This is a genomic window from Aliivibrio sp. A6, assembly GCF_028765505.1.
Classification (GTDB): Bacteria; Pseudomonadota; Gammaproteobacteria; order Enterobacterales; family Vibrionaceae; genus Aliivibrio; species Aliivibrio finisterrensis_A.
Window position 1 is genome coordinate 84,472 of the sequence record NZ_JARACR010000004.1, and the last position, 26,309, is coordinate 110,780.

Genomic DNA, 26,309 nt, shown 5'->3' on the forward strand with positions numbered 1-26,309 from the left:
AGTATATTACTGGCTTTAATACAGCCATCGACTCTTTATTACGCGGTTTTCTTCGTAATAAACATCGCATCACCGTAACTAAAGAAACGATATTGATTATTCACCGCTTGATCGTAAGCTTTCATTGTATTTTCATACCCTGCAAATGCACTCACAAGCATGATAAGTGTAGACTCTGGTAAGTGAAAGTTTGTTACTAAAGCGTCAACAACTTGAAATTCATAGCCTGGGTAGATAAAAATTTCAGTATCATCAAAAAATGGTGCTAGCTCTGTGCCTTGCTTTAATGCATGTTGCGCCGCACTTTCTAATGAGCGAACCGAAGTCGTTCCAACAGAAACAACACGGCCACCACGAGCTTTGGTTGCTTTAATGGCATCAACCACTTCTTGAGATACTTCTGCATATTCAGAATGCATGTGATGTTCTAAGATATTATCGACACGTACAGGCTGGAATGTTCCTGCACCAACATGAAGCGTAACGTAGGCAAATTCTACGCCTTTTGCTTTCATTTTTTCTAAAATCTCTGTATCAAAGTGTAAACCCGCCGTTGGAGCAGCAACCGCCCCCGGTTTTTCATTGTATACCGTTTGATAGCGCTCTTTATCCGCGTCTTCGTCTGGACGGTCGATATAAGGAGGTAATGGCATGTGACCAATTTCATCCAAAATATCTAATACTTTTTTCTCTGAAGTAAAGCGAATTTCAAACAGGGTATCGTGACGAGCGATCATCTCCGCTTCGTATTCTTGGTTTTCACCCAACCATAGTTGATTACCCGGTTTTGGTGATTTAGAACAACGAACATGAGCCAATACTGAATGCTCATCAAGCACTCGTTCAACTAATACTTCTAGCTTGCCACCTGATGCTTTAACACCAAACATACGAGCAGGGATAACACGAGTGTTGTTAAATACAACAAGATCACCACTCTGTACTAAATCAAGCACATCAGTAAACTGACCATCAATTAATTCACCGCTATTACCATTTAGGTGTAATAGGCGACTTGCCGTACGCTCTGGTTGAGGGTAGCGAGCAATAAGTTCATCGGGTAATTCAAAGTGGAAATCGGATACTTGCATGGTTTACTTCTTCATCAAAAATGGCAGACAGAGTAGTATATTCACGCCCAGAGCAATAGCAAGAGATGAAGCAATATACCTCTCAATTTTTCAATAAATATGTACTTTAACTAATGAAATTGACATTAAACAGAGAAAGTCGCATCAATCTTTTTATCTCTTCAAAAATCAACTTAGCTCTCACTTTTCTCTTTCATCTCGCACTATATTTACTGTAGGACTTATCGATAGCAGGAGCACACTATGTTTACCGTTAAAGACATGATGACGACTCACCCTCATACATTGCTTCGCTCCAACTCTTTAGAAGATGCTAAAGCACTCATGGACGAACATTGTATTAGGCATATACCTATTGTAGATACAGACCAAGCATTAATTGGTCTAGTTACTCAACGAGATCTATTGTCTGCGCAATCTTCTTGTTTAGAGAAACCAACACTAGAAGAGTTTTCTGTGCTTGATATCCCTCTAAATAGTATTATGCATGAAAATGTAATGAGTATTTCTCCGCACGGTGGCTTAAAGTCAGCGGCTTTGTTTATGCAAAAACACAAGGTGGGATGTTTACCCGTGGTCAATCATGGGAAATTGGTGGGAATAATTACTGATTCTGATTTTGTTACGATTGCTATTAACTTATTGGAACTGCAAGAAGAAGTTGAACCTATTGAAGATGACGAATAAATCATACATTCAAGACAAAAAGAAAGGGAGACTCCATTCTCCCTAAAACGTGATAATACGACTCTTTTTTATTATGTGGATATGGGGTTAGTATTAATTAAGCGTTGGTTTTAAATTGCTCTTCTTCTGTTGAGCCTGTTAGTGCGGTTACTGATGAATTTCCACCTTGAATGATATTTGTCATCTTATCAAAGTAGCCTGTACCTACTTCTTGTTGGTGGGCAACAAAAGTATAGCCCTTATCCGCGGCTTCAAACTCTTTACGCTGAACCATCTCAACATAATGACGCATTCCCTCACCTTGTGCATAAGAGTGCGCTAGTTCAAACATGTTAAACCACATGTTATGAATACCCGCTAACGTAATGAACTGGTATTTATACCCCATATCTGCCAGCTCTTGTTGGAACTTAGCAATCGTTTCTGAATCCAGATTTTTCTCCCAGTTAAACGACGGCGAACAGTTATAGGCTAACAGTTGATCTGGATACTCTGCATGAATCGCCTCTGCAAATTTACGCGCTTCTTCTAAACATGGCGTTGCGGTTTCACACCACACTAAATCAGCATAAGGTGAATAGGCCAGACCACGAGAAATGGCTTGATCAATACCTGCGGTCACTTTATAGAAACCTTCAGCCGAACGCTCCCCTTCAATGAACTCTTGATCATAAGGATCACAATCTGAGGTTAGCAAATCTGCGGCATTGGCATCGGTTCTTGCAATAACCAATGTCGTTGTGCCTGCCACATCGGCTGCTAGTCGTGCAGCTACTAGTTTTTGTACCGCTTCTTGAGTTGGTACTAATACTTTGCCTCCCATGTGACCACATTTTTTTACTGACGCTAACTGATCTTCAAAGTGAACCCCAGCCGCACCTGATTCAATCATATTACGCATCAACTCATAGCCATTAAGTACACCACCAAAACCGGCTTCTGCATCGGCAACAATCGGAAGAAAATAATCAATTCCCTCTTCAGGTGTTGTTCCTGTTGACCATTGAATTTGATCCGCACGACGGAAGGCATTATTAATACGTTTCACTACCGAAGGTACCGAATCTACCGGGTATAGTGATTGGTCTGGATACATGGTCGATGCGGTGTTGTTATCCGCTGCTACTTGCCAACCTGACAAATAAATAGCTTCAATTCCCGCCTTCGCTTGTTGGACTGCTTGTCCACCCGTTAGCGCGCCAAGACAATTTACATACCCTTTTTTTGATGAGCCATTCACCAGCTCCCATAGCCTGTCAGCCCCTTTTTGTGCAATGGTATTTTCTGGTGCAAAAGATCCTCGAAGATTAATAACTTCTTCAGCGGTATAAGGACGAGTTACTCCATCCCAACGTGGATTTTCTGCCCAGTCTTTTTCCAATGCATCAATTTGTTGTTGGCGAGTTTGCGGTTTAAATGTCGTCATAATAGTTCCCTCTCTTATAAGTATTCATAGCCAGGTAGTGTTAAAAAGTCTGTTAGTTGATCACTGGTGGTCAATTGCTCCATCAGTTTTGCTGCTTGAGTAAATTGGCCAGAATCAAAGCGTTCTGTTCCCAATTCTTGTTCAATAACTTTCATCTCTTCTAATAACATGGTTCTAAACAAATCAGCCGTTACAACAGCGCCTGTATCTAAGGTTTTCCCATGTTGTATCCATTGCCAAATAGACGTTCGTGATATTTCTGCCGTTGCAGCATCTTCCATTAATCCATAAATAGGCACGCACCCATTACCTGTGATCCACGCTTCAATATATTGAACCGCGACTCGAATGTTATGACGCATGCCCTCTTCTGTTCTCTTTCCTTCACAAGGTGTTAATAATTCTTCTGCGGTAATGGGATGGTCATTTTCTCGGCTAATATCCAACTGGTTGATCCGCGAGTCTAAAACCTTGTCAAATTCCGCTCTTGCAGTATCAGCTAGCCCAGGATGAGCAACCCAAGTACCGTCGTGTCCATTATTGGCTTCCAGTGATTTATCGGTTTGAATTTTATTTAACACCCAATCATTTTTTACCGGATCTTTCGATGGAATAAAGGCGGCCATTCCTCCCATCGCAAACGCTCCTCTTCGGTGACACGTTCTGATCAGTAATCGTGAATAGGCATTTAAAAACGGTTTTTCCATGGTCACCACTTGGCGATCAGGTAGCACGCGTTCTGGATGATTTTTTAAGGTTTTAATGTAGCTAAAAATGTAATCCCATCGGCCACAATTCAATCCAACAATATGTTCTTTCAAACTGTATAAAATTTCATCCATTTCAAACACAGCAGGCAGCGTCTCTATTAATACTGTTGCTTTAATCGTGCCTTGCTTTAAACCAAACTCACGTTCCGCAAAAGTAAATACATCACTCCACCACGCCGCTTCTTGGTAGGCTTGTAGTTTAGGAAGATAGAAGTACGGACCACTGCCTTTTTTTAATGACGTCTGATAGTTGTGATAGAAATAAAGCGCGAAATCAAACAAAGCTCCGGGAATAGCAACACCGTTAAAAAGCACGTGCTTTTCTGGAAGATGCAAACCTCGAACTCGACAAATCAATACCGCAGGATCTTGCTTAAGCTGATATACCTTTTGAGTTTGAGGGTTGGTGTATTGGATTGTGCCGTTCATTGCATCTCGAAGATTAATTTGACCATTAAGTACCGCCTCCCATGACGGTGCTAATGAATCTTCAAAATCAGCCATGAATACTTTTACATTTGCATTCAATGCATTAATTACCATCTTTCTGTCTGTTGGGCCTGTAATCTCAACACGTCGGTCTTGAAGATCACTTGGAATACCTTGAATACTCCATTTAGATTCTCGGATTGAACGTGTTTCCGTTAAAAAATCGGGCAGTTGTCCTGCGTCTATTTTTCGCTGTCTTACTTTGCGGGTTTCTAAAAGTTCAGGAACTCGATGCGCAAACTTTTCGACCAGATGGGTAAGAAAGCGAATCGCTCCTGCACTTAATACTTCATCAACTTGAGGAAGACTCGGCCCAATAATGGATAATTCTTGTTCTTTCGTCGTCATGGTATCTGTCATGGTCTGCGCCTCCGGCAAAATTACATTTGTAACTAAAACACTACGAATCAGTATTCATGTTTCATCCTATTTATCGTTCTTGCTGTTTACGTCTATTACATTCTCGAAAGAGCGAATGAATTACAACCCCTACTAAAGGCTAATACTGCCTTGATATTTCAATAAGATGTCGACATAAATCAGAAAGTTGAGTTATGAGTAAATGCTCTATAAAGAGAATTGTCAAAGTTTAATTTTTACAAACTGATAACATGGCCATCAAAGAATGATCTGCTATTTACGTTGTAAAATTACACAAATTAAACTTGTAAAATTGAACATGTAAAATTCACAGTTTTAATTTCACAAAGAAAACAGCGGGATAGCATAAAAAATTGATAACACTTGAGCTTATTTAGAGGGGAGTAAAAAGAAAGTGGCGATATACAACAAGAAGAGAAGAAATAAACTGGTCAGATCTGTTTAATAAGAAATATAGAAAAGTGAGAATCTGGTCACTAATTGTCCTATCATTCAAAAGTAGAAAGGCACCTATTTAAATCAATAAATAAGTGCCTTAAGTACAAAAATAAAGCTATAAAATATGCTTAACAATATCAGCTAGCTGATGAAAAGCCTGTAAACGAGAAGAGCTTGGGCGCCAAACTAAGCCAATAGCTCGCGACGCTTCTTGACCCGGTGGCTCAACCACCACAAGGTTTTGGTTATCTAATAAACCATGTTTAATCGCCATTTGAGGAATAAAGGTAGTACCTAATCCATTTGCCACCATCTGAACCAAAGTGTGCAGACTGGTTGCCGTGAATGGATTAATTTTTTCTTTTTTCGTCAATTTACATGCAGAGACAGCATGTTCCGTTAAACAGTGTTCTTTTTCTAATAAGAAGACGTATTCATCCGGGAGATCATCATAATGAATCGGAGTGGAGATTGAGCGTGCTTGATCTTTACTTATGACCATTTTAAACGGATCATGCCCTACAATTAGGCTCTCCATTCCACCGATATCAACAGGCAAAGCAAGAATAAGAACATCCAACTGACCTTGTCTCAACGCCGCTAATAAATTAGTTGTCGTGTCTTCTCTTAGTAAGAGAGTTAGTTGTGGGTAGGTTTGATTCACTTCTTGAACTAAATCGCACAACAAAAAAGGCGCAATGGTCGGGATACAACCGACTCGAAGCTGCCCTTGCATCGCATCACCTTGGCAAAGTGACCCTAGCTCAATTAAATCTTGGCCTTTAGCTAATAGTTCTCGTCCTTGCTCTACTACTTTTTCACCAATAGGTGTAAACACGAGTGTCTTTTTATCTCGTTCATATAAAGGGCAACCAATTAACTCTTCAAGGTTTTGTATTCCTTTACTTAATGTTGATTGGCTGACAAAACACTTTTCTGCTGCGTCACCAAAATGGCGAGTCTCATGCAGGGTAATAAAGTAGTGTAACTGTTTTAATGATGGCCATTTGTTCATCGTTTTTCTCGATTACATTAATCTATTTAATTCGCTTTTTTCAATCATACCTTTTGTACTATAGTTTGTCCTGTTGAAACAATTTATTGTTTTCAAAAACAAAGCCAAACACGAAGTTTGGGAAATCTAATTTTTAGGAGATTCAAAAATGGTACTAGTAGGTCGTCAAGCACCAGACTTTACTGCTGCAGCTGTTCTAGGTAATGGCGAAATCGTTGATAACTTCAACTTCAAAGAATTCACTAAAGGTAAGAAAGCGGTAGTATTTTTCTACCCTCTAGACTTCACTTTCGTTTGTCCTTCAGAGCTAATCGCTTTTGACAACCGTCTAGCTGACTTCCAAGCTAAAGGCGCAGAAGTAATCGGTATCTCTATCGATTCTCAATTCTCTCACAACGCATGGCGTAACACTGCTATCGAAGATGGCGGTATTGGTCAAGTTAAATACCCACTAGTTGCTGACGTTAAGCACGAGATCTGTAAAGCATACGATGTTGAGCACCCAGAAGCTGGCGTTGCTTTCCGTGGTTCTTTCCTAATCGATGCTGACGGTCTTGTTCGTCATCAAGTAGTTAACGATCTTCCACTAGGTCGTAACATTGACGAAATGCTACGTATGGTTGACGCACTAAACTTCCACGAGAAGAACGGTGAAGTTTGTCCAGCACAATGGGAAGAAGGTAAAGCAGGTATGGACGCATCTCCAAAAGGCGTTGCAGCATTCCTATCTGAACACGCTGACGACCTAAGCAAGTAATTGCTAACCTAGAGTATTTATATCAAATACTCGACTGCACCTAAGCTCAACGGTGCATGTGGCTAGAATATTAAAAGCGTATAAACGCAGTAGCCTAAAATCAGAAAGTTTGCCTAATACTAAAAGCCCTGAAGTTATCTTCAGGGCTTTTTCTTTGTTCTTAGAACTCAATTCTGACGATCTCTTCACACATCTAAGGTTGAATATCCCTTACACTACTCTATTCCCAATTATTCTTTCTACACATCATGTCTATTAAAATTGAAGTCTGTATCGATAACTTAGAATCACTGCATAATGCTATTAATGGCGGTGCTGATCGTATTGAATTATGTTCATCTCTTGCATTAGGTGGGCTTACTCCAAGTTTTGGTTTCATGAAAAAAGCAGCTGCGATCTCTCCTATTCCGGTTTATGCCATGATCCGCCCTCGACAAGGCGACTTCCTATATGACAACGATGATATCTCTGCAATGATAGAAGATATTCATGCGGCAAAATTAGCTGGCTTACAGGGGGTTGTCTTTGGGGTATTAAAAGCCAATGGCGATATTGATATGCCATTATCTGCACGGCTAATGAAAATAGCTAATGACAATGATTTAGGTGTGACTTTCCATCGCGCTGTTGATCAATGCTCTAATTATAAAAAAGCGATTGATAATATTGCAGAGCTTGGATGTGAACGCATTCTGACCTCAGGACTTGCAGCGAATGCCTACGATGGCATTAACGTTTTGACTGAAATGGTTAAATTAGCAAATGGGCGATTTGAAATATTGGCGGGAGCAGGCGTCACCGCTGACAATGCAAAAGAGATCATTGAAAAGACAGGCATAACTGAAATTCATTTATCTGGAAAATCAACTCGTCCAAGTAAAATGAAATTAGTATTGGATAGTGTAAAAATGGGCGCAGGGGATTTGGATGATTTTATTGTCCCTGTAACGGACTCTAAAAAAATTGATGCTGTAAGACAACAAATTAGTTAATACGCTTTACTCTAATGACAAAAATGCCAGAGTTAATCACTCTGGCATTTTCACTATAAAATAACGATTTATTACTGGGGTTAGTATTATTTTGCTAATTGAACAGAGTTAACGTCGATCATCGTCTCTGTCCACTCTTTATCTACTTCACCATGAATAACTAATTTCGTTTCTGGTGTTGCTTCGATACCGTTCCAGTCTTTATTATCAATCTCAATTCTAATTTCACCAGTAGCATCTTTAAATTGGTATTCTTCATTACCCAGTGATGACGTAATGTAACCAGTCAATACTACCGCTGCATCATCAGCTGAATCTAACGCTGAACGAACAGTACTTACAGAAACAGAGCTAGGACCATTGAATCCACCAGTAACAGGGGCGTTTTGTGCAGCAAATGCTGTTGAAGATGCTAATACTAATGCGCTTGCTAAGATAATTTTTTTCATTTTATTGTGTCCGAAATTTATAATTAAATACTAAGTAACGCTATATTAAAAGTAGTAAGCTGAACTCAACATGAACGAGGTTGAATTAGCTACGCTATCCGCTTGATAACTTGCTGAAGCACCTAAAGCTAGGTTTGGGATCACCATGTACTCAAGGCCTACGCTTGCGATACCGCCTAGTGCTGTTTCTGATGTTGATGCCCCTGGAACGTAACTACCGGGTACAATAACGTCGATGTCGGTAAGATCATTTTCGCTTTCAGTGTAAGCGGATGAATCGAAATTGTATTTTGTAACCGTTAAACCTAAGCCTGTTTTTAATTGTAACCTTTCATTAATATTATAGAAGTATACTGGCTTAAAGGTAAATTGGCTCGCATCTAAATCAGCATCCCATTCACGTTCAGTTTTAACTGGGTAAACATAGCTTAAAACCTTACTTCGAGAATCATCACTCTCAAATTTCTTATAACCTAATTCTAGACCAAAATCATTAAAACGATAGCCAACAAAACCACCAAAAGCTGAACTTGAATCATCAGGAGTGAGTATCACTTTATCTTGTGAAAAAGTTGTTGAGTAATCATGACTCATATTTGTTACGCCATATTCTAAACCAACGTATGGAGCAGCAACCGTTGCTGTTGAAGTTGCAGTCATTAGTAAAAATACATACTTTTTCATTATAAATTCAATCCTATAGTTATGGGGTTAAGCTTGGTCTTAATTCGTTATGTAGGTACTATAGAGGATAGATCGTGAAGGAAGCGTGAAGAGTGATTAAATAATTTTAAATTTATAAGGAAATAATTCACTATGGCAAAAGATCTGTTCACTACATTAGATTTAAATTTATTGAGAACCTTTTTAATTCTTTCTCAAGAGTTAAATATGCGCAAAGCTTCTGAACGCTTATTTGTCTCACAACCGGCAATCAGCCAAGCGCTACAAAAACTGCGTAACCATTTTAATGATGAGCTATTCATTAAAGTTCGTCATGGTCTTAAACCAACCCCTTTTGCTGAAGAGTTAGCTGATAATATCCAGCCTTATTTAGATGGTTTATCTTCAGTATTAAACGCATCTCAAGAATTTCAGCCCGCAAATTTAAATAAAATACTAAAAATAGCTCTAGCACCTCAAGTATTAACCTGCTTATCTGGCGCGTTATTTCATGAAATAAAAGAAAAGGCACCCAATGTCGATCTACAACTTGTAAATTGGTCAGCATCAACTTTTGATGATCTTTCTAAAGGCAAGTTAGATATGGCAATCAATTACGAATATGACAAGGTTCCAAAAGAATTACTTTCAAAAAACCTAATGACAATAACAGGTTGCGTAATCATTAGGAAGGATCACCCAATAAAGAAAACTATCGCGACACCTTATGATTTTGAAGGCTATGAACTTGCATCATTAATCATCCCTGGCTGGAACGATAATAAAAGCTTAGCGAGTGAAGTATTAACGAATATGGATATCGAGCATAAAATAGGATTTCGCTCAGAGCTTCCGATGGCATTGATCGATGTGGTTCAACATACAGATATGTACTTCCCTTCCACTTCGCTTTTCCCTATTCACCAATATTCAAGTTTAAGGCGAATCGATTTATCTCTTGATGATGTGCCATTAAATTACCCTATTTATACCTATTATCACCAACGACATAAAAAAAATGCATTGCATGCTTGGATAAATCAACTTATTACCGATTTATTATCAGAAGCAAACATCAAATAATCATTATAAATAAAACCAAAAACACACTAAAAAATAAGTACTCCTTATAACTTATATAACCACAGGTGATTAGTTTCCTTTCATTAATATTTATATTATCTAGACCAGTCAACAGTAGTGATACTCAGGCGTATTACTACTGTAACTGCGACATTTTCTTTATCAGGGAATGATGAAGTTTTTAAAATAGATTTATTGCAACTCTACTTTCCGTCTTTGACACTTTACCATTAGGTAACTTCGCCTCTGTTCTCTCATACAGAGGCTTTTTTTCTTTACCCTTCTTAATTTCTTTGTTCAAATAATAAAAAATCAAAGGATTGATATTATGGCTAAAGATTTATTCTCCAGTTTAGACTTAAACCTCTTAAGGACATTTATCGTTCTACATCAAGAACGAAATATGCGTAAAGCTTCTGATCGCTTATTTGTTTCTCAACCTGCAATCAGTAAAGCTTTACAACGCTTACGAGATCATTTTAATGATGAATTGTTTGTCAAAACCCATCACGGGCTGCGTGCAACTGAATACGCAAATCAGCTAGCTGAAAGCATATCACCAATACTTGATGATCTTTCTTCTACATTAAATGAAAGTAATGAGTTTAACCCTCAAGAGCTTGAAGGTGTGATAAAACTAGCGCTATCCCCTTTTCTTTTAAGCGCTATTGCCAATAAATTATTTCAAGCAATCAGAGCTGAAGCACCTAATGTCCAAGTTCAGTTATTAAACTGGTCTAAATCAACAATGACCGACATTATTAATGATGAAGTTCAATTAGGCCTTAATTATGAGATAGGCCACGCACCAAAAGAGTTAATTCAAAAACCAATCGCTCAAGACCGTTTTACTGGCTATGTAAGAAAAGACCACCCCTATGAAGGTAACAGTATTGAAGTAAAAGATGGCGTTAATTTTGAATTAGCAACTGTCATTGCTGTTGATTGGAATTCCCATCAATCTTTAGCTGAAAAAATACTAAAGATTAAAGGCTTAGAAGCAAATATTGGCTTTAGATCTGAATTGCCATCAGCCGTTATTGATGTCGTTAATAACTCAGATATGATGTTTCCTGCATCTAAATTCTTAAATATCGAACATAATAATCAACTACGAAGTCTTAAAATACTATTTGATAATCAAGATATTAATCCACAAGTTTGTGTTTATTATCACCACAAAAATCGTAATAACGCGACCATGTTGTGGTTAAAAAAAATCCTTCAATCATTACTCATTGATAACCAGTAGTTATTACGACTATTCCTCTCTCTCATTAATAACTCAACGTTAAAGCCTCTATTCTTTTAAGGGATTAGAGGCTTTTTTTTACATTTCATATACTTCTCACGAATGGCGCGAATCTGTTTTTTCTGATTGGCTAGATAGAACCAGAACAGAAAACAGTTATGAAGTTGGATTCAATTTACGCTTTTAAAACGTTGGGGATTTATGACTTTCTTAATTATGCTTTCACTCCCTCTAATTATTTTATTTATATCAATAAAATCAATGCTACAAGATAAATAATTACCTTTTGGTAACTCTCTCCCCTGCATAGGTAACTTAGTGCAGGGGCTTTTTACTTTTTATGCCTAAAACTCCCCTCCTCATTAATAAGCTCTGGTTATGAATGAGATAAACACTAGTGATTAGTGATGTATGCAAGGATTTCTTACTATAGCTCCATCAAACAATTAAAGATAAAACAAAGCACGGATGCTTTTTTAAAACGATTATGAGAGAGTATCCATTATGAAAAAATCACACCTAGTTCTTGCTATTGCAACCCTATTTAGCGCAAACACTTTTGCTAATGACTTCCACCTTTCTCCTGAAATTAAAATCGGTCCTTACGGCGGCTTTGGTATTCAAGCAGGTGTGACTGACGCACTTGGCTTTGATGCGGCATTTATCAGTTATGGACGTACGGTTTATAGCAGTTCTATGTATGACGAAACCATAGATTCATACCGTTTTGGTATTCAGCAGATGTTTGGCGCATCAAAAATGCATGGTATGCAGCTTGAGGTCGGTCTTGCCGATTATGATGGAAAGAAAACTAAAAGTGGTGAAACTACAAAAGAAAGTGCATTAGGCTCAAGCATTGGCGCATCTTATGTTTTCCAAGCAACGGACCATTTAGGACTAAGAGCCGGTGTTGACTTAAACTACTTTCCAATGAGTGATACTTATATTCCTTATGATTTATCAACTAACTTCAATATCGGTATGACATTCACTTTTTAATACCATTGCCATTAATTAAATGGTCTATTTATTACGCAGGGAAACCACTTAAGAGCAAGGCAAAAATTCTGATAAGTAGTTATTCTACTTAAATAATTTTTAACGAAGCTATTATGTGATTTAACCAGAAATAATGGCTAGAGAATTACTGGAATTGGTATAATTATACCAATCACATTAAGTTCAGATACAAAAAATGGCGCTGTTTATTTAAACAGCGCCATTTTTATTTAATATCGAATTGAATCAAATTACATCGCAAAGTTTACGATTGGGAAACAAGGTAGGAAACCATTTTCTGCACAGTTAATCAAACCAACCTGAACGCCTTTTATGTCAGATGTCATGTTGAAGAAACCAACTTGAACGTGTGAATCATTTGAAAGGTTAGCAACACCCACATCAACCATGGTGTAGCCTTCAGAATAGTTCACTGCAGATACGTTTGCACCTTTAACATTATTCGTGATGTTTACAAAACCTAGGTTCGCACCTAAGTCATCACCCATATGCCAGTTAAACAGACCAAAAGATGCACCTGTCATGTTGCCATTAACTTTGTTTGCACCAATAAATAGCGGGAAGTTAACACCGGTTAGATTATCACTTTCTGACATACCAAGAGCAAAATCGACACCGGTTACATCGCCAGTTTTACCATGAAGAGCCGCTAAACGAACGCCTTTTACTTCACTTGCTGCTGGTGCGTTAAATCCATTCAATGATGAAAACATCACAGGTGTACTATCCGCCATAGCGAATGATGAAACCATAGATAACGCCGCGCAAGTACCAACTAAAATCTTCTTCATAATATATTCCTTTATTACTGTAATTTATGATTATTAACTGAATCTTTTTTTGTATCATTCATCGCATAATAAGTACGACAGTTCATAATATACGCATTAATTCTGATAAATACAGCATAGTTCAAAAAGTAACACTATGATTATTATTTTTAAGCCAAATCCTTACTTGATCACATCATCTATATTTTGATCGCCAATATGGCGCACATCTTTACCTTTAACAAAATAAATAATGTACTCACAAATATTCTGGCAACGATCCCCCACTCGCTCAATTGCACGAGCCGCCCACATTACTTTCATCACGCTTGGAATAGAGCTTGGATCTTCCATCATATAGTTCATTAACTGACGAATAACAGCATCATATTCCGCGTCTATTTTATCATCAAACTTATACGCTTCTGTGGCTGCTTTTACATCCATTCGAGCATAAGCATCCAACACTGAATGCATCATTTTAACGGATTGACGACCTAGAGACTCAAGAGAAACCAATAACGACTGGTGTTTATTCGAAAAGTTTTCTAGTGATACTTTTGCTATTTGAGAAGCTACATCACCAATACGCTCTAGATCGGTAATGGTTTTGATTATCGCCATAACCAAACGCAGGTCACTGGCAGTCGGCTGTCGCTTAGCAATAATGCGAGTGCACGCTTCATCAATTGCAACTTCCATAGCATTTACTTTATGGTCTTCATGCATTACTCGTTTTGCTAAATCAGCATCGTGATTATGCAATGCCTCTAATGCATAGGTAAGCTGCTGCTCCACCATCCCACCCATGGTTAATACATGAGTTCTAATGGCTTCAAGCTCTGTGTTAAATTGGCCTGAAATATGTCGACCAAGTTGCATGGTATGTCCTTATTTTATTATTAGCCTATCGTAGGAGGTTATCCATAACGGCCTGTAATGTAGTCTTCTGTTTGCTTATGTACTGGCGATGTAAAAATCGTATTTGCATTACCGTATTCAACCAATTTACCTTGATTGATAAAAGCGGTGTGATCACTCACTCGTGCTGCTTGTTGCATATTATGCGTCACAATAACAACGGTATATTTACTTTTTAGCTCATAGATAAGCTCTTCAATCGTCAGAGTAGAAATAGGATCCAATGCTGACGTTGGCTCATCGAGTAATAATACTTCTGGCTCAATAGCGATAGCTCTAGCGATAACTAAGCGTTGCTGCTGACCGCCTGATAACCCAAAGGCATTCTCATGTAATCGATGTTTGACTTCATCCCATAATGCAGCTGCTTTCAACGCATCTTCAACCGCTTCATCTAATACTCGCGCTTCTTTAATCCCTTGTAAACGTAAACCGTAAACCACATTCTCATAAATTGATTTAGGAAACGGATTTGGCCTTTGGAAGACCATTCCTACACGGCGACGCAGTGAAGGGATATCAGTATTGGGTTGATAAATATCATCACCAAACAACTTAATTGCCCCTTTAATTTTGCAATTATCAACCAAATCGTTCATGCGATTAATACAACGTAATAAGGTTGATTTACCGCAGCCGGACGGCCCAATAAACGCCGTTACCTGCCCCTTAGGAATACGCATTTCAATATTCGATAGTGCTGACGTTTTACCATAATTTAAACTAAGATTATTAATCTCTATGGCTGTATTTTCATCTGATAAATTATTTACGTCTATTGGCGATAGAAAAGAGAGATCCGGTGATAATGAATACATACAGTTATAACTCCAATGTTCTATATTTCTCTCGTAAATTATTACGAATCGCGATAGCCGTTAAATTTAATCCAATGATAACAGTGACTAATAAAAAAGCCGTTGCATACACAATAGGTCTTGCCGCTTCAACATTGGGGCTCTGAAAACCAACATCATAAATATGATAACCAAGGTGCATAAACTTTCTATCTAAGTGTAAATAAGGAGCAACACTATCAACGGGTAAAGAAGGAGCCAGTTTTACTACACCAACTAACATAAGAGGCGCGACCTCTCCCGCGGCTCTTGCTACCGCTAAAATTAATCCCGTCATAATAGCAGGGCTTGCCATAGGCAAAACGATCTTCCATAAGGTTTCAAACTGAGTTGCACCTAATGCTAAGGAGCCATGACGTACTGAGTTTGGAATACGACTGAGCCCTTCCTCAGTTGCAACAATAACGACGGGTAATGTTAAAATAGCCAAGGTTAATGCCGACCATAATAAACCAGGCGTTCCAAATGTAGGGGTCGGCAACTCATTAGAATAGAACAGCTGATCGAGCGTTCCTCCCACCACATAAACAAAGAACCCCAAACCAAACACGCCATAAACGATGGACGGCACACCTGCAAGGTTTATCACAGCTATTCGAACTAACCTAGTCAACATATTAGGTTTTGCATATTCATGAAGATAAATCGCAGCAATAACCCCTAATGGCATCACAATAACAGACATAAGAAGAACTAATAAAATAGTACCGAAAATAGCAGGGAAAACACCGCCCTCCGAGTTCGCTTCTCGCGGACTATCAGAAACAAAGTCATACAACTCATCAAACCAATGGCCTATTTTTTCTTGCAGTGACATCGCATTGGGAAACCATATATCAACGACATTATCACTGCTTAACTTATAGCTCTTTCCTTGGCTGTCTTTTAACGTTAAATAACTATAGCTTAATTGAGTTGACATTGTTTTTACTTGTTCATTAAGCGCACTTTCTTGTTGCTTACGCTTATTACTAGGCAAGCCAGAACTTGGTAATGCATCAAGTTGACGATAAAGCTTATATTGCTCTTGTTCTAATAAATCAATTTTCGCTTTTTCACTTCTAACCCATGCCTCTACCTGTTGTCGGTTAAGCTCAAGGCCATTCGATGTTTCAATAATAGTGCCAAAATATTTACCATGTTGGAGTCGATCAACCACAACAAGATCTTTAGGTTTGGTAACCGATTGGATCTTATCCTGATTAATATTAATAAAATCGAATCCATTAATATCTCGATTCCCAACTTTTATAATTAAACGCTCTTGGTTCTCTGAACTTTTCCCATGAAACTTTTCAACATCATACAACTGCCCGACAATCACTTGTCCATCTGTTGTGTGCCATTCTTGCAATGCTGTAGGCCAAAAATAGGATAAGCCCTTCCAACCAATTAATAACAAAATACCAAGAACGGCAATCATGCTAATGCTCACAGAGCCTGCGGTTAGCCATATCCAAGGTGAACCTGATTTAATCCAATGCTTCATTTATTTACCTTCATTCAGATCAAACCTATAAACTACGGTACTTTTCACGCAACCCTTGGCGTATCCACTCAGCCAAAGAGTTCACAAAAAAAGTAAACACAAACAGTAAAAATGCAGCTAAGAAAAGCATTCTAAAGTGAGTGTTTCCTATCTCTGATTCTGGCATTTCAATCGCAATATTTGCGGCAAGGGTTCTCATTCCTTCTAAAATATTACCATCCATAATCGGGGTGTTTCCGGTCGCCATTAATACAATCATGGTTTCACCAACTGCTCGCCCTAATCCCATCATTACCGCTGAGAAAATACCTGGACTCGCCGTTAGCAACACCACTTTGGTTAATGTTTGCCATTGCGTAGCCCCTAATGCTAACGAGCCTTCAGATAAGTGTTTTGGTACTGAGAAAATCGCGTCTTCAGCGATGGTATAAATCGTCGGAATAATCGCGGCGCCCATGGCAATCCCTACCACCAAAGCATTGCGCTGGTCGTAACCCACGCCGTTATCACCAAGGTAACTACGTAAATCACCATTAAACAACCAATTTTCGATAACGTACCCATATTGAAAAGTAAGGTAGCCAATCCCAATCAAAGCAGGGATCAGTAATATTGCATGTTGCCCGCGCGGTAATTTTCTCATGATATGTGCAGGTAATATGTGCCAGATAAACGCAATAATAATCATACTTAATGGAAAGAGTACAAATAGGCTAAATACGGCAACGAGATTATTCTCAACAATGGGCGCTAACCAAATGCCCGCTAATAGACCAATAATCACCGTCGGCAGTGCTTCCATTATCTCAATCGTCGGTTTTACGTATCGACGAACATTAGAAGACATAAAGTAAGCGGTATAAATAGCACTACCAATAGCTATTGGGCCTGCGAAAATAAGCGCATAAAAAGCCGCTTTTAAGGTTCCAAAAGCCAGCGGCATTAAACTGAATTTAGATTCAAAGTCATCGTTCGCTGCTGTCGATTGCCAAATATACGCAGGCTCTGGGTAGCCTTCATACCATATTTTGCCAAAAACAGACTGTACACTCACTTCAGGATGAGGATTGGTTACCTCAAAGCATTGCCACCCTTTTTGGGTTAATACAATAAGCTTCTCTGCATTGGGAGGTTGAGTTACCGCCAATACTTCTTCATTAAACAGATGCTGGCTATACAGCGCTTTTTCTGTTGTCGTGTGAACTAAAGATACATTGCCTTTAGCATCAATAATAGTCACACCTTTACGGTAAACCTCTGGTGCTAATTGCTTAATTGGAGCATCTACATTAAAGGTTCGAATTAAGGTTAGTTGACGTTTTTCATCCTTAATCGTATCAAACCACTGAGATAAGCTACCATTGTCAAATTGCACCAACACTGAATGGGCACCAGACAATAACGTCAGTTTCTGTGCCGATTCTTTTAATGCAATACGCTCTCGTAAATTGGCTTTATGGTCTTTTAATGTCCAAACTTGTAGCTCATGTTGATATAAGAAATACAAAAAATTATTATTTGGAGTGATCACCATGGATAATAATTTTTTCGTCTTATCTAACGCATCCCCTTCAAACTCAATCGGGATCGCTTTCCAAATGGACTCACCCGTCATTTGGTTAATCACACTATCAAGTTCTACCCCTAACAATCGCTTATCTTTGGTTTGTGCTAAAACAACCCCTTCGGTTGCCGTTAAGCTAAGCGCAACTTGTGTAAGCTCCTTCTTTTGTTCATCAATTTGAATCAGAGGAAATGGAGTAAAGCTTTCAACGTAAGGAATAAGTTGTCGAAGCCCTTGTTTGTAATTAGTTTGAAAGCCAATTTGAGCAAACTGCACTTGGCCCTTTGCATCCCCAAAAGCGAACCAATCTTGGCTTTCAATGGTGGCAGCAAAAGCCGTAGGATTCGTGATAATTTGTGTTTCACTGACCTGCTTCTTGTTAAGAAGATCTATAAACTGAACTCGGCCTTTATCATCAATTCGGTAAGCCATTTTTCCTTGTTCATCAGAGCCAATAGCAAGGGTGGCATTATCATATGATGCTGAATATTGAGATAAAGGTTCAACCGTTACAGAAGTAAAAATAGGCGCAATAACCGCCAATAAATAAAAACAGATAAGCATAAGAGCTGCGATGATCCCTATGCCACTGGATTTCACCCAAATACGCATAATCAGATCGACAACATAGCGTTGCCTGTCTCGGATAATCTGATTAGGTTTGGCGTATGCCATGATGAGATAACCTCTGTATTTATTAAATGATTGTTTACGTATTTTTCAGTATAGGAATGACACTATAATGACAACTTAATGGAGATCTAATTTAGAAAGCTCTTGTAAGACAAAACGTTCCGATAATGCGATATAGCCATCCTGCTCAACTCTTTTCTGCCCTTCTAATGACAACATATAACGAATAAATTCGGTTTCTAAAGGCTGCAGTTTGGCTGTTGGTGGCTTATTGATGTAAATATATAAAAAACGAGCTAAAGGGTATTGACCACTAATAATATTATCAGTACTTGGTTCAATATAGTTCGTCCCTTCCCTTGTAATTGGCAACAGCTTTACACCCGACATGTGATAACCAACACCAGAGTAACCAATGCCATTTAATGATGCCGAAACACCTTGAACTACGGATGCCGATCCTGGTTGTTCGTTGACATTCACTTTAAAGTCACCGTTACATAAGGCGTTCTTTTTAAAGTAACCATAAGTACCAGAGACTGAATTTCGACCAAATAATTGAATTCGGTGTTTAGACCAACTACTGTTTACACCTAAATCTTGCCAACGATTAATGGGTTTTACAGAACCACATCGTAATGTTGCCGAAAAGATAGCATCGAGCTGACTAAAGTTAAGTCCTTTTATTGGGTTATCTTGATGCACAAAAATTCCGAGCGCATCAATAGCAACTCGGATTTCAGTTGGCGGGTAACCAAATTGGCGTTCAAATGCGGCTTTTTCACTTTGCCGCATCCGCCGGCTCATAGGGCCAAACTGAGCCGTACTTTCAATTAATGCTGGCGGTGCCGTTGACGATCCTGATGCTTGAATTTGAATATTTACATTAGGATAAATACGTTGAAAATCTTCAGCCCATAAGGTCATCATATTCGCTAACGTATCTGAGCCTATTGAGGATAAGTTACCAGAAATTCCGGCAACTCTTTCATAAGGAGCGAGTTTTCCATCATAAGAAAACGCATTTGATATAAACCCCAGCCAAAGCAATCCCACGGGAATTAATACCCTAAACCATCGCTGCTGTTTATACTGCGTCTTCTTCATTATTCCATTACTTTAAAATCAATTTTTTAGGGAGAACAAACGAGAAAGTACTTCCTTTACCCAATTGGCTCTGTATTTCTAACTGTGAGTCATGATGACTAAGTGCATGTTTTACAATTGCCAGTCCAAGTCCACTACCACCAGTATCTCTTGAACGCGCCTTATCTACGCGATAAAAACGCTCTGTTAATCGAGGAATGTGCTGTGGTTCAATTCCTTGCCCACCATCCTTTACGCTTAATTTAGCCCCTAGGTTCGTTGCCTGCCACTCAACAATAATATCTGCACCATCAGTAGTATGTTTTACCGCGTTATAAACCAAGTTTGAAATCGCACTGCGTAACTGATCTTCATCCCCTAATACTTTAAGGCGAGGATCGACATCAAAACGAATGCTGTGATTACGCTCACCACTTAATGCGATGGCTTCTTTCTCTAAAATATCTAACATAGAAGGCACATCAACATGATCTTCTAATTGAGACGTCGCTGCGGCTTCAATTTTCGACAGCGTCAGTAATTGTTCAACCAAGCCTTCCATGCGTGATAATTGCTCAGTCATCACCCCATGCGCTCGATTCCACATTGGGCCAACCAACATATCTGGGTCTTCAGACATTTCTAAATAGCCACGAAGCACCGTCATTGGTGTACGTAGTTCATGAGAAACGTTAGCAAAAAAGTTGCGGCGCATACCTTCTAGTTGCTTAACTTGTGTCACATCACGGACCACCATTAAAAACTCACCATCACTATACGGCACAATACGTATTTCAAGTGTCTTATCCGTGTTAATTGGTGATGGCATATCTAATGGAATATCAAACTGTTGCGCCATTAGGTATTGAACAAAGTCAGGAGTTCGAATCAAATTGGTGATCGGATGCCCTGAATCATCAGGCCAACGGAATCCCAGCAGCGATTGAGCTAGACTATTACACCATACGATATTACCTTCGTGACGAAATACCACTACAGCATCAGGCAGCGCTTCTGCCCCTTGTCGAAAGCGACGAATTAACGCAGACAGCTCTTTACGACGTTTTTTATGGCGTTTTTGTAAACGATAAGTCTCATCAAAAATCGGCTCCCAACTCCCTGAGGCTGACGGTGGTGTTGCTTTTCTTCCCTCATGCAGCCAGCGCGACATTTTGATTTGATTATGTAAATGCCAAATTAATAAAATAAATGAAGCAAGGAATAATAGTGGCCATAGCGCATCAAATAAATACCCAACAATCACCCAAGGTACGTAAAAAAACGCCAGTTCTCCAACGAGCTTTTTCCATGAGAGACGTTCAACCATGTATTTTACCTTTTGCTTCTATTTATATTTAAGAATTAAGACGTTTGAACAGAGAAACGATAACCCGCGCCACGAACGGTTTGCACTAAGCGATCATGCCCTTCCATTTCTAATGCCTTACGTAAGCGACGAATATGAACATCAACCGTACGATCTTCTACGTATACATTCGTACCCCAAACATTATTCAATAGTTGTTCACGGCTATATACACGCTCTTGATGAGTCATAAAGAAGTGCAGCATTTTAAATTCTGTCGGACCCATATCTAATGCTTTATCATTGGCTGTAACACGGTGTGATACTGGGTCTAATTTTAACCCTTGAACATCAATCAACTCTTCAACAGAGGTTGGGGATACTCGACGAATAACGGCCTTTAAGCGCGCCATTAACTCTTTTGGTGAAAATGGTTTTGTAATGTAATCATCTGCGCCCACTTCAAGGCCGCGAACTTTATCTTCTTCTTCGCCGCGAGCTGTTAGCATAACTACTGGGATTTTTTTGGTAAATTCATCGCGCTTAAGGTGTTTGATTAAATTGATGCCTGAGCCACCTGGCAACATCCAATCCAACAAAATTAAATCAGGGTAAGGTTCGCAGAGTAAACCAAGTGCAGTGTCATAATCTTCTGCTTCTATCGGTTCATATCCTTTCTGCTCTAATACAAAACACAGCATCTCACGGATTGGCGCTTCATCTTCTACTACAAGTATCCTTCTAGACATTCTTTTTACCTAAATTAGCCAACAAAATTTATAACGCTATTATTAAAGCTAATTATGACACTTTTGTGACTATTGAAAAGAAAAGTTCATATTCTCATCAATGAAATACTATCTCAGTGTCATTTATCCAAGAACCTGAAATCTATACAAGCAATATTCAACAAAATCTCCTATCATAAGCGCACTTAAAAAAGACAGGAATTCAGCAGCATGATGTGGTTTAAAAATTGTTTAATTTATCGTTTTACTAAAGAAGTTGATCTCAACCCTGAGCAACTTGAAAAACAACTGAACGATTTCCGTTTCACACCTTGTGGTAGCCAAGATATGCAAAAGTTTGGCTGGGTAACTGCAATGGGCCGTCATGGTGATATGCTGACTCACGTCGCAAGCAAAAATATTCTGATCTGTGCTAAAAAAGAAGAAAAAATGTTACCCGCGTCAGTGATTAAAGAATCAATGAACGCAAAAATTGATGCCATGGAACTTGAACAAGGTCGCCCTCTTAAGAAAAAAGAGAAAGACTCTATCAAAGATGACATCGTTATTGATCTTCTTCCACGAGCATTTAGCAAGCACCAACAAACCTATGCATTAATTCTTCCAGAAGCTGGGTTTATTATTGTTGATGCTGGCAGTTACAAAAAAGCGGAAGACGTATTAGCGTTGCTTCGTAAATCTATCGGTAGTCTACCTGTTGTCCCTCTAACTTCAACTCAACCTATTGAAAATGCCTTAACTGAGTGGGTTAAAACAGGTACTACGCCTCAAGGTTTTGAGATGGGTGAAGAAGCGGAACTAAAAGCAATTTTAGAAGACGGCGGCGTGATCCGTTGTAAGCAGCAAGAATTAGTGTGTGATGAAATCCACGCTCATATTGATGCAAACAAAATGGTTACTAAGTTAGCGCTAACTTGGCAAGAGCGTTTAGAGTTTATCCTTGCTGATGACCTATCACTAAAACGCCTAAAGTTCAGCGATGAGATTAAAGATCAAAACGAAGACATTGGTTTTGAAGACAAAGCAGCACGCTTTGATGCAGATTTCTCTCTAATGAGTTCTGAGCTTGATGCTCTACTACCTGACCTTTTCAAAGCACTTGGTGGCATTGAAGAGAAAGAGTAAAAGCAGGGTTCAGATCGGTCGCAAGCTCCCTTGAAGGGTTCAGAGGTGCTTGCGGCTATTTCTCAGCTCAAGAAAAATTATCTTGGATTCTTTACGTTCAGCGAATACCTCTGAAATCTGCTAGCGTAGCGATCTGAACTCTTTATCTCATATTTTCTTTGCTTTTCCCTGAAGCCTGCAAGTGAAGCGACCTGAAACCTTTCTTTATACCCTAGCACTTCTCTCACTTTCCATGTAAAATCCGGCCTCCTTCATATCCTTGTGATATGACCTGACCTGAGATCAGAATACAACATTGGGAAGCAATCATGTTTAAGCCAGAACTACTTTCGCCTGCGGGCAGCCTTAAAAATATGCGTTATGCGTTTGCCTACGGTGCAGATGCCGTTTATGCAGGCCAGCCACGTTACAGCCTTCGTGTTCGTAACAACGAATTCAACCACGAAAACCTACAAATCGGTATTAATGAAGCGCATGCGCAAGGTAAGAAGCTATATGTGGTATGTAATATTCAACCACACAACTCAAAGCTAAAAACCTTCATTCGTGATTTAGCGCCAATCGTAGAAATGGGTCCTGACGCATTGATCATGTCAGATCCTGGTTTAATCATGATGGTTCGTGAAGCTTTCCCTGAAGTAGTTATTCACCTGTCAGTTCAAGCCAATGCGGTTAACTGGGCAACAGTGAAATTCTGGGCAACTCAAGGTGTTGAGCGTGTGATCTTATCTCGTGAATTATCACTAGAAGAAATTGAAGAGATCCGTGAGCACTGTCCTGATACTGAATTAGAAATCTTTGTACACGGTGCATTATGCATGGCGTACTCTGGTCGCTGCTTGTTATCTGGTTACATGAACAAGCGTGATCCAAACCAAGGTACGTGCACTAATGCATGTCGCTGGGAATACAAAACAGAAGCAGCAAAAGAAGACGAAAATGGTCAAATCGTTGAAGCTAATCCAGCTGGTGTTGAGATCCAAGACGTTGAAGTTCAAAACGAACGTCCAGACAACACTCTAGGCTTAGGTAAACCAACAGACGAAGTAGTTCTTCTTTCTGAATCTCACCGCCCTGAAGAGAAAATGGCTGCATTTGAAGATGAGCATGGTACTTACATCATGAACTCTAAAGATCTTCGTGCAATCCAACACGTTGAGCGTCTAACTAAAATGGGTGTTCACTCTCTTAAAATTGAAGGTCGTACTAAGTCTTTCTACTACTGTGCTCGTACAGCTCAAGTTTACCGTAAAGCGATTGATGATGCCGTTGCAGGTAAACCATTTGATGAAAGCCTAATGGGTACGCTAGAAAGCCTAGCTCACCGTGGTTACACTGAAGGTTTCCTACGTCGTCATACACACGATGCATACCAAAACTACGATTACGGTTACTCTATCTCTGATTCTCAACAATTCGTTGGTGAGTTCACAGGTAAACGCCGTGGTGATTTAGCTGAAGTTGATGTTAAGAATAAATTCTTAGTCGGTGACTCTGTAGAGATCATGACACCACAAGGTAACCTGACACTGACTCTAGATGTAATGGAAAACCGTAAGAGTGAAGCTGTTGATGAAGCAAAAGGCAATGGTCACTTTGTCTTCATTCCTGTTCCTGCAAACGTTGATCTAGAATATGGCCTGCTAATGCGTAACTTACACACGGGTGAAGATACTCGTAACCCACACGGCAAGTAAGTAATGGCGTTATTGATCAATAAAAAATGCATTAACTGCGACATGTGTGAACCTGAGTGTCCAAACGAAGCAATCAGCATGGGTGATGAGATCTATGAAATTAACCCAGATCTTTGTACTGAATGTAAAGGGCATTACGATGCGCCAACATGTCAGTCAGTTTGCCCTATCAGTAACTGCGTTATTTCAGATCCAAACAACGTAGAAACAGATGAAGAGTTATTAGAAAAATTCGTTAAGCTTCAAGGCCTAGCGTAATAATCTCTAATTACCTGATTTGATTCAAATAAAAACGCCCAGCGATATCACTATCTCTGGGCGTTTTTTATTTCAGTAACTTATAACATCAAGTAGTTGTTTACTTTTTCACAAGACCATACGGTTTACTTTTGAATACCTTTGGTTCATTTTGAATCGTCGGTGCGGCATGTGGCGTTTGCCAATCAAGTAACATTATCGCTAATACATTACGGTGCTCACCATCAGTTAAATCAGTACTATTTGATGTTGATGGCACCATATTCTTCTCACGGTTAATCGCATCTTGAATGTGTTTTTGCGTTTTATACACCACAGGATCATCTTCTAACCCTGCTAATAAGAAGGTAATTCCGACTTCTGAAATAATGTCTTCTTTTGTTCTCTTTAAGATCGTATCTATGTTATTACGCAGATAATCATATATCCATTGATGGTCAGACTCTTTTAGGGGGTATTGATAATATTGAGAGTCGGCTAATAAAATATGCGTTAAACCATAGATTTTATTGCCATACTGCTGCTTAGAAAGCGCTGCATCTTTATTATCTGGGTAGGCTAATTTGAATGCTTCAACAAACTCATCAACCACATCCTGCTCACCTAATTGACGTAACCAATAAACTTGGTTCGCTAGCTGAGCTGCCCATGCTTTAATCATCGCTTCATCAGTCGCGTATTTTTTAAAATCATAACGACGGATAATTTCTCGCAACTGTTTATCGTTACGATGCTTTAAACCATATTCATTAGCACGAGCCATTGAGCCAAGTAAATCCACACCAAGATAGAAATACTCAGGCATATTTTTTGTCGCTTGGTAACGTAAAGTACTGCGAATGTCAGTGTCATCAACATAGCTACTTAATCGCTTTTGAGCATAGATATCTATTTGTTCGGGCGTATGAACTTCCGAAGAGAATTGATTAAGTCGACTTGCCACTCGCGCCATATCAGACCAAACCGCCGCTGAATATTTAGGGTCCATCGTTTGACGATACATGCGTAAACCATAGTGGCCAGCTTTAAATGCCGATAGAGTATAGAGTTGGGTTTCATAAGTATGACGAATAGACGCCGCATCCTGCTTGAAGCTTGGTACTGTTTTTCCACCTTGCATGATTTCTGCATTAGCAGAAGCTAAACCAAATAATAAAACAATAAACAGTAATAATGTCCGTTTAAATAACACCATGTCGACTCTCTCATCTATTAAGAAGCTAAAAACATAATTGGTTACATAATAAACGAGAAGTATAAGTAACGGTCAAAAAGGTGTAAATAAACCGTACTTTATCATTTGTTTTTGGCATAAAAAAAAACTAATGATATAAAATTAAT

General features: G+C 39.0%; 24 protein-coding genes. 9 read left to right on the plus strand and 15 right to left on the minus strand.

Annotation, left to right across the window (positions count from 1 at the left end; all coding sequences use genetic code 11):
* Positions 1–38: 38 nt before the first annotated feature.
* Positions 39–1,091, minus strand: a complete 1,053-nt coding sequence (gene queA, locus PVK70_RS03820) for a tRNA preQ1(34) S-adenosylmethionine ribosyltransferase-isomerase QueA (protein WP_130047712.1) — start codon at positions 1,089–1,091, stop codon at positions 39–41.
* Between the two features lie 243 nt (positions 1,092–1,334).
* On the opposite strand from queA, the gene PVK70_RS03825 reads away from it, so the two are divergent.
* On the plus strand, positions 1,335–1,778 hold the full coding sequence (locus tag PVK70_RS03825; RefSeq protein ID WP_130047713.1) for a CBS domain-containing protein: 444 nt from the start codon (positions 1,335–1,337) through the stop codon (positions 1,776–1,778).
* 97 nt (positions 1,779–1,875) lie between these two features.
* Here the strand turns inward: PVK70_RS03825 and aceA are convergent, their stop codons facing one another.
* The 3 genes from aceA to PVK70_RS03840 form a co-directional block, all read right to left on the minus strand.
* Positions 1,876–3,204 carry an isocitrate lyase gene (gene aceA / locus PVK70_RS03830; protein WP_130047714.1) on the minus strand — a complete coding sequence of 443 codons (1,329 nt, stop codon included), beginning with the start codon at positions 3,202–3,204 and terminating at the stop codon, positions 1,876–1,878.
* 14 nt (positions 3,205–3,218) lie between these two features.
* Positions 3,219–4,823 (minus strand): malate synthase A, encoded by a 1,605-nt coding sequence (aceB, locus tag PVK70_RS03835; RefSeq protein ID WP_130047715.1) that lies wholly within the window; start codon positions 4,821–4,823, stop codon positions 3,219–3,221.
* Positions 4,824–5,397: 574 nt separating this feature from the next.
* Positions 5,398–6,297, minus strand: coding sequence for a hydrogen peroxide-inducible genes activator (locus PVK70_RS03840; protein WP_130044024.1), 900 nt, complete (start codon positions 6,295–6,297; stop codon positions 5,398–5,400).
* Between the two features lie 148 nt (positions 6,298–6,445).
* Between PVK70_RS03840 and PVK70_RS03845 the strand changes: the two genes are divergently transcribed.
* Both PVK70_RS03845 and PVK70_RS03850 read left to right on the plus strand, forming a co-directional pair.
* Positions 6,446–7,054 carry a peroxiredoxin C gene (locus tag PVK70_RS03845; RefSeq protein WP_122034387.1) on the plus strand — a complete coding sequence of 203 codons (609 nt, stop codon included), beginning with the start codon at positions 6,446–6,448 and terminating at the stop codon, positions 7,052–7,054.
* Between the two features lie 248 nt (positions 7,055–7,302).
* A complete protein-coding gene (locus PVK70_RS03850) occupies positions 7,303–8,046 on the plus strand; it encodes a copper homeostasis protein CutC (protein ID WP_130047716.1) in 744 nt (247 codons plus the stop codon).
* 86 nt (positions 8,047–8,132) lie between these two features.
* Here PVK70_RS03850 and PVK70_RS03855 read toward each other — a convergent pair whose 3' ends face one another.
* The gene (locus tag PVK70_RS03855) at positions 8,133–8,495 is read right to left on the minus strand and encodes a YgiW/YdeI family stress tolerance OB fold protein (protein ID WP_130047717.1); all 363 of its coding nucleotides are present in this window, start codon (positions 8,493–8,495) and stop codon (positions 8,133–8,135) included.
* 45 nt (positions 8,496–8,540) lie between these two features.
* Positions 8,541–9,179: an AcfA family outer membrane beta-barrel protein gene (locus PVK70_RS03860; RefSeq protein ID WP_130047718.1), complete on the minus strand. Its 639-nt coding sequence runs from the start codon at positions 9,177–9,179 to the stop codon at positions 8,541–8,543.
* A 132-nt stretch (positions 9,180–9,311) separates the two neighbouring features.
* Between PVK70_RS03860 and PVK70_RS03865 the strand changes: the two genes are divergently transcribed.
* From PVK70_RS03865 to PVK70_RS03875, 3 genes are all read left to right on the plus strand, one after another.
* Positions 9,312–10,241, plus strand: coding sequence for a LysR family transcriptional regulator (locus tag PVK70_RS03865; protein WP_130047719.1), 930 nt, complete (start codon positions 9,312–9,314; stop codon positions 10,239–10,241).
* A gap of 328 nt (positions 10,242–10,569) precedes the next feature.
* A complete protein-coding gene (locus tag PVK70_RS03870; RefSeq protein ID WP_130047720.1) occupies positions 10,570–11,493 on the plus strand; it encodes a LysR family transcriptional regulator in 924 nt (307 codons plus the stop codon).
* A gap of 504 nt (positions 11,494–11,997) precedes the next feature.
* Positions 11,998–12,492: a hypothetical protein gene (locus tag PVK70_RS03875; protein ID WP_130047721.1), complete on the plus strand. Its 495-nt coding sequence runs from the start codon at positions 11,998–12,000 to the stop codon at positions 12,490–12,492.
* 251 nt (positions 12,493–12,743) lie between these two features.
* On the opposite strand, the gene PVK70_RS03880 is transcribed toward PVK70_RS03875, so the two are convergent.
* From PVK70_RS03880 to phoB, 8 genes are all read right to left on the minus strand, one after another.
* Positions 12,744–13,304, minus strand: coding sequence for a VC2662 family protein (locus PVK70_RS03880; protein ID WP_130044014.1), 561 nt, complete (start codon positions 13,302–13,304; stop codon positions 12,744–12,746).
* Between the two features lie 162 nt (positions 13,305–13,466).
* A complete protein-coding gene (gene phoU / locus PVK70_RS03885) occupies positions 13,467–14,165 on the minus strand; it encodes a phosphate signaling complex protein PhoU (RefSeq protein WP_130044013.1) in 699 nt (232 codons plus the stop codon).
* 38 nt (positions 14,166–14,203) lie between these two features.
* A complete protein-coding gene (gene pstB / locus PVK70_RS03890; RefSeq protein ID WP_130047722.1) occupies positions 14,204–15,022 on the minus strand; it encodes a phosphate ABC transporter ATP-binding protein PstB in 819 nt (272 codons plus the stop codon).
* A 4-nt stretch (positions 15,023–15,026) separates the two neighbouring features.
* A complete protein-coding gene (gene pstA / locus PVK70_RS03895) occupies positions 15,027–16,550 on the minus strand; it encodes a phosphate ABC transporter permease PstA (protein ID WP_130047723.1) in 1,524 nt (507 codons plus the stop codon).
* 25 nt (positions 16,551–16,575) lie between these two features.
* Positions 16,576–18,789, minus strand: a complete 2,214-nt coding sequence (locus tag PVK70_RS03900) for an ABC transporter permease subunit (RefSeq protein ID WP_130047724.1) — start codon at positions 18,787–18,789, stop codon at positions 16,576–16,578.
* A gap of 75 nt (positions 18,790–18,864) precedes the next feature.
* Positions 18,865–19,854 carry a PstS family phosphate ABC transporter substrate-binding protein gene (locus tag PVK70_RS03905; protein WP_130044009.1) on the minus strand — a complete coding sequence of 330 codons (990 nt, stop codon included), beginning with the start codon at positions 19,852–19,854 and terminating at the stop codon, positions 18,865–18,867.
* A gap of 7 nt (positions 19,855–19,861) precedes the next feature.
* On the minus strand, positions 19,862–21,160 hold the full coding sequence (phoR, locus tag PVK70_RS03910) for a phosphate regulon sensor histidine kinase PhoR (RefSeq protein ID WP_130044008.1): 1,299 nt from the start codon (positions 21,158–21,160) through the stop codon (positions 19,862–19,864).
* Positions 21,161–21,195: 35 nt separating this feature from the next.
* The gene (gene phoB / locus PVK70_RS03915) at positions 21,196–21,888 is read right to left on the minus strand and encodes a phosphate regulon transcriptional regulator PhoB (protein WP_130044007.1); all 693 of its coding nucleotides are present in this window, start codon (positions 21,886–21,888) and stop codon (positions 21,196–21,198) included.
* Between the two features lie 213 nt (positions 21,889–22,101).
* Here phoB and rdgC point away from each other — a divergent pair, with 213 nt between their 5' ends.
* The 3 genes from rdgC (at position 22,102) to PVK70_RS03930 (ending at position 24,968) form a co-directional block, all read left to right on the plus strand.
* The gene (rdgC, locus tag PVK70_RS03920) at positions 22,102–23,013 is read left to right on the plus strand and encodes a recombination-associated protein RdgC (protein ID WP_207215638.1); all 912 of its coding nucleotides are present in this window, start codon (positions 22,102–22,104) and stop codon (positions 23,011–23,013) included.
* Between the two features lie 308 nt (positions 23,014–23,321).
* A complete protein-coding gene (gene trhP, locus PVK70_RS03925; protein WP_130047725.1) occupies positions 23,322–24,710 on the plus strand; it encodes a prephenate-dependent tRNA uridine(34) hydroxylase TrhP in 1,389 nt (462 codons plus the stop codon).
* 3 nt (positions 24,711–24,713) lie between these two features.
* The gene (locus PVK70_RS03930; protein WP_063659444.1) at positions 24,714–24,968 is read left to right on the plus strand and encodes a YfhL family 4Fe-4S dicluster ferredoxin; all 255 of its coding nucleotides are present in this window, start codon (positions 24,714–24,716) and stop codon (positions 24,966–24,968) included.
* Positions 24,969–25,068: 100 nt separating this feature from the next.
* On the opposite strand, the gene PVK70_RS03935 is transcribed toward PVK70_RS03930, so the two are convergent.
* On the minus strand, positions 25,069–26,163 hold the full coding sequence (locus tag PVK70_RS03935) for a DUF3541 domain-containing protein (protein WP_130047726.1): 1,095 nt from the start codon (positions 26,161–26,163) through the stop codon (positions 25,069–25,071).
* Positions 26,164–26,309: the final 146 nt, after the last annotated feature.

Bases quoted from the DNA above. Each gene is read 5' to 3' on its own strand.
- PVK70_RS03850 (WP_130047716.1), top strand. From the start codon at position 7,303: ATGTCTATTAAAATTGAAGTCTGTATCGATAACTTAGAATCACTGCAT.
- PVK70_RS03875 (WP_130047721.1), top strand. From the start codon at position 11,998: ATGAAAAAATCACACCTAGTTCTTGCTATTGCAACCCTATTTAGCGCA.
- PVK70_RS03845 (WP_122034387.1), top strand. From the start codon at position 6,446: ATGGTACTAGTAGGTCGTCAAGCACCAGACTTTACTGCTGCAGCTGTT.
- rdgC (WP_207215638.1), top strand. From the start codon at position 22,102: ATGTGGTTTAAAAATTGTTTAATTTATCGTTTTACTAAAGAAGTTGAT.
- PVK70_RS03930 (WP_063659444.1), top strand. From the start codon at position 24,714: ATGGCGTTATTGATCAATAAAAAATGCATTAACTGCGACATGTGTGAA.
- queA (WP_130047712.1), bottom strand. From the start codon at position 1,091: ATGCAAGTATCCGATTTCCACTTTGAATTACCCGATGAACTTATTGCT.
- PVK70_RS03870 (WP_130047720.1), top strand. From the start codon at position 10,570: ATGGCTAAAGATTTATTCTCCAGTTTAGACTTAAACCTCTTAAGGACA.
- aceB (WP_130047715.1), bottom strand. From the start codon at position 4,823: ATGACAGATACCATGACGACGAAAGAACAAGAATTATCCATTATTGGG.
- PVK70_RS03865 (WP_130047719.1), top strand. From the start codon at position 9,312: ATGGCAAAAGATCTGTTCACTACATTAGATTTAAATTTATTGAGAACC.
- pstA (WP_130047723.1), bottom strand. From the start codon at position 16,550: ATGAAGCATTGGATTAAATCAGGTTCACCTTGGATATGGCTAACCGCA.
- phoU (WP_130044013.1), bottom strand. From the start codon at position 14,165: ATGCAACTTGGTCGACATATTTCAGGCCAATTTAACACAGAGCTTGAA.
- PVK70_RS03880 (WP_130044014.1), bottom strand. From the start codon at position 13,304: ATGAAGAAGATTTTAGTTGGTACTTGCGCGGCGTTATCTATGGTTTCA.
- PVK70_RS03840 (WP_130044024.1), bottom strand. From the start codon at position 6,297: ATGAACAAATGGCCATCATTAAAACAGTTACACTACTTTATTACCCTG.
- PVK70_RS03935 (WP_130047726.1), bottom strand. From the start codon at position 26,163: ATGGTGTTATTTAAACGGACATTATTACTGTTTATTGTTTTATTATTT.
- pstB (WP_130047722.1), bottom strand. From the start codon at position 15,022: ATGTATTCATTATCACCGGATCTCTCTTTTCTATCGCCAATAGACGTA.
- PVK70_RS03860 (WP_130047718.1), bottom strand. From the start codon at position 9,179: ATGAAAAAGTATGTATTTTTACTAATGACTGCAACTTCAACAGCAACG.
- PVK70_RS03900 (WP_130047724.1), bottom strand. From the start codon at position 18,789: ATGGCATACGCCAAACCTAATCAGATTATCCGAGACAGGCAACGCTAT.
- PVK70_RS03905 (WP_130044009.1), bottom strand. From the start codon at position 19,854: ATGAAGAAGACGCAGTATAAACAGCAGCGATGGTTTAGGGTATTAATT.
- trhP (WP_130047725.1), top strand. From the start codon at position 23,322: ATGTTTAAGCCAGAACTACTTTCGCCTGCGGGCAGCCTTAAAAATATG.
- PVK70_RS03825 (WP_130047713.1), top strand. From the start codon at position 1,335: ATGTTTACCGTTAAAGACATGATGACGACTCACCCTCATACATTGCTT.
- phoR (WP_130044008.1), bottom strand. From the start codon at position 21,160: ATGGTTGAACGTCTCTCATGGAAAAAGCTCGTTGGAGAACTGGCGTTT.
- phoB (WP_130044007.1), bottom strand. From the start codon at position 21,888: ATGTCTAGAAGGATACTTGTAGTAGAAGATGAAGCGCCAATCCGTGAG.
- PVK70_RS03855 (WP_130047717.1), bottom strand. From the start codon at position 8,495: ATGAAAAAAATTATCTTAGCAAGCGCATTAGTATTAGCATCTTCAACA.
- aceA (WP_130047714.1), bottom strand. From the start codon at position 3,204: ATGACGACATTTAAACCGCAAACTCGCCAACAACAAATTGATGCATTG.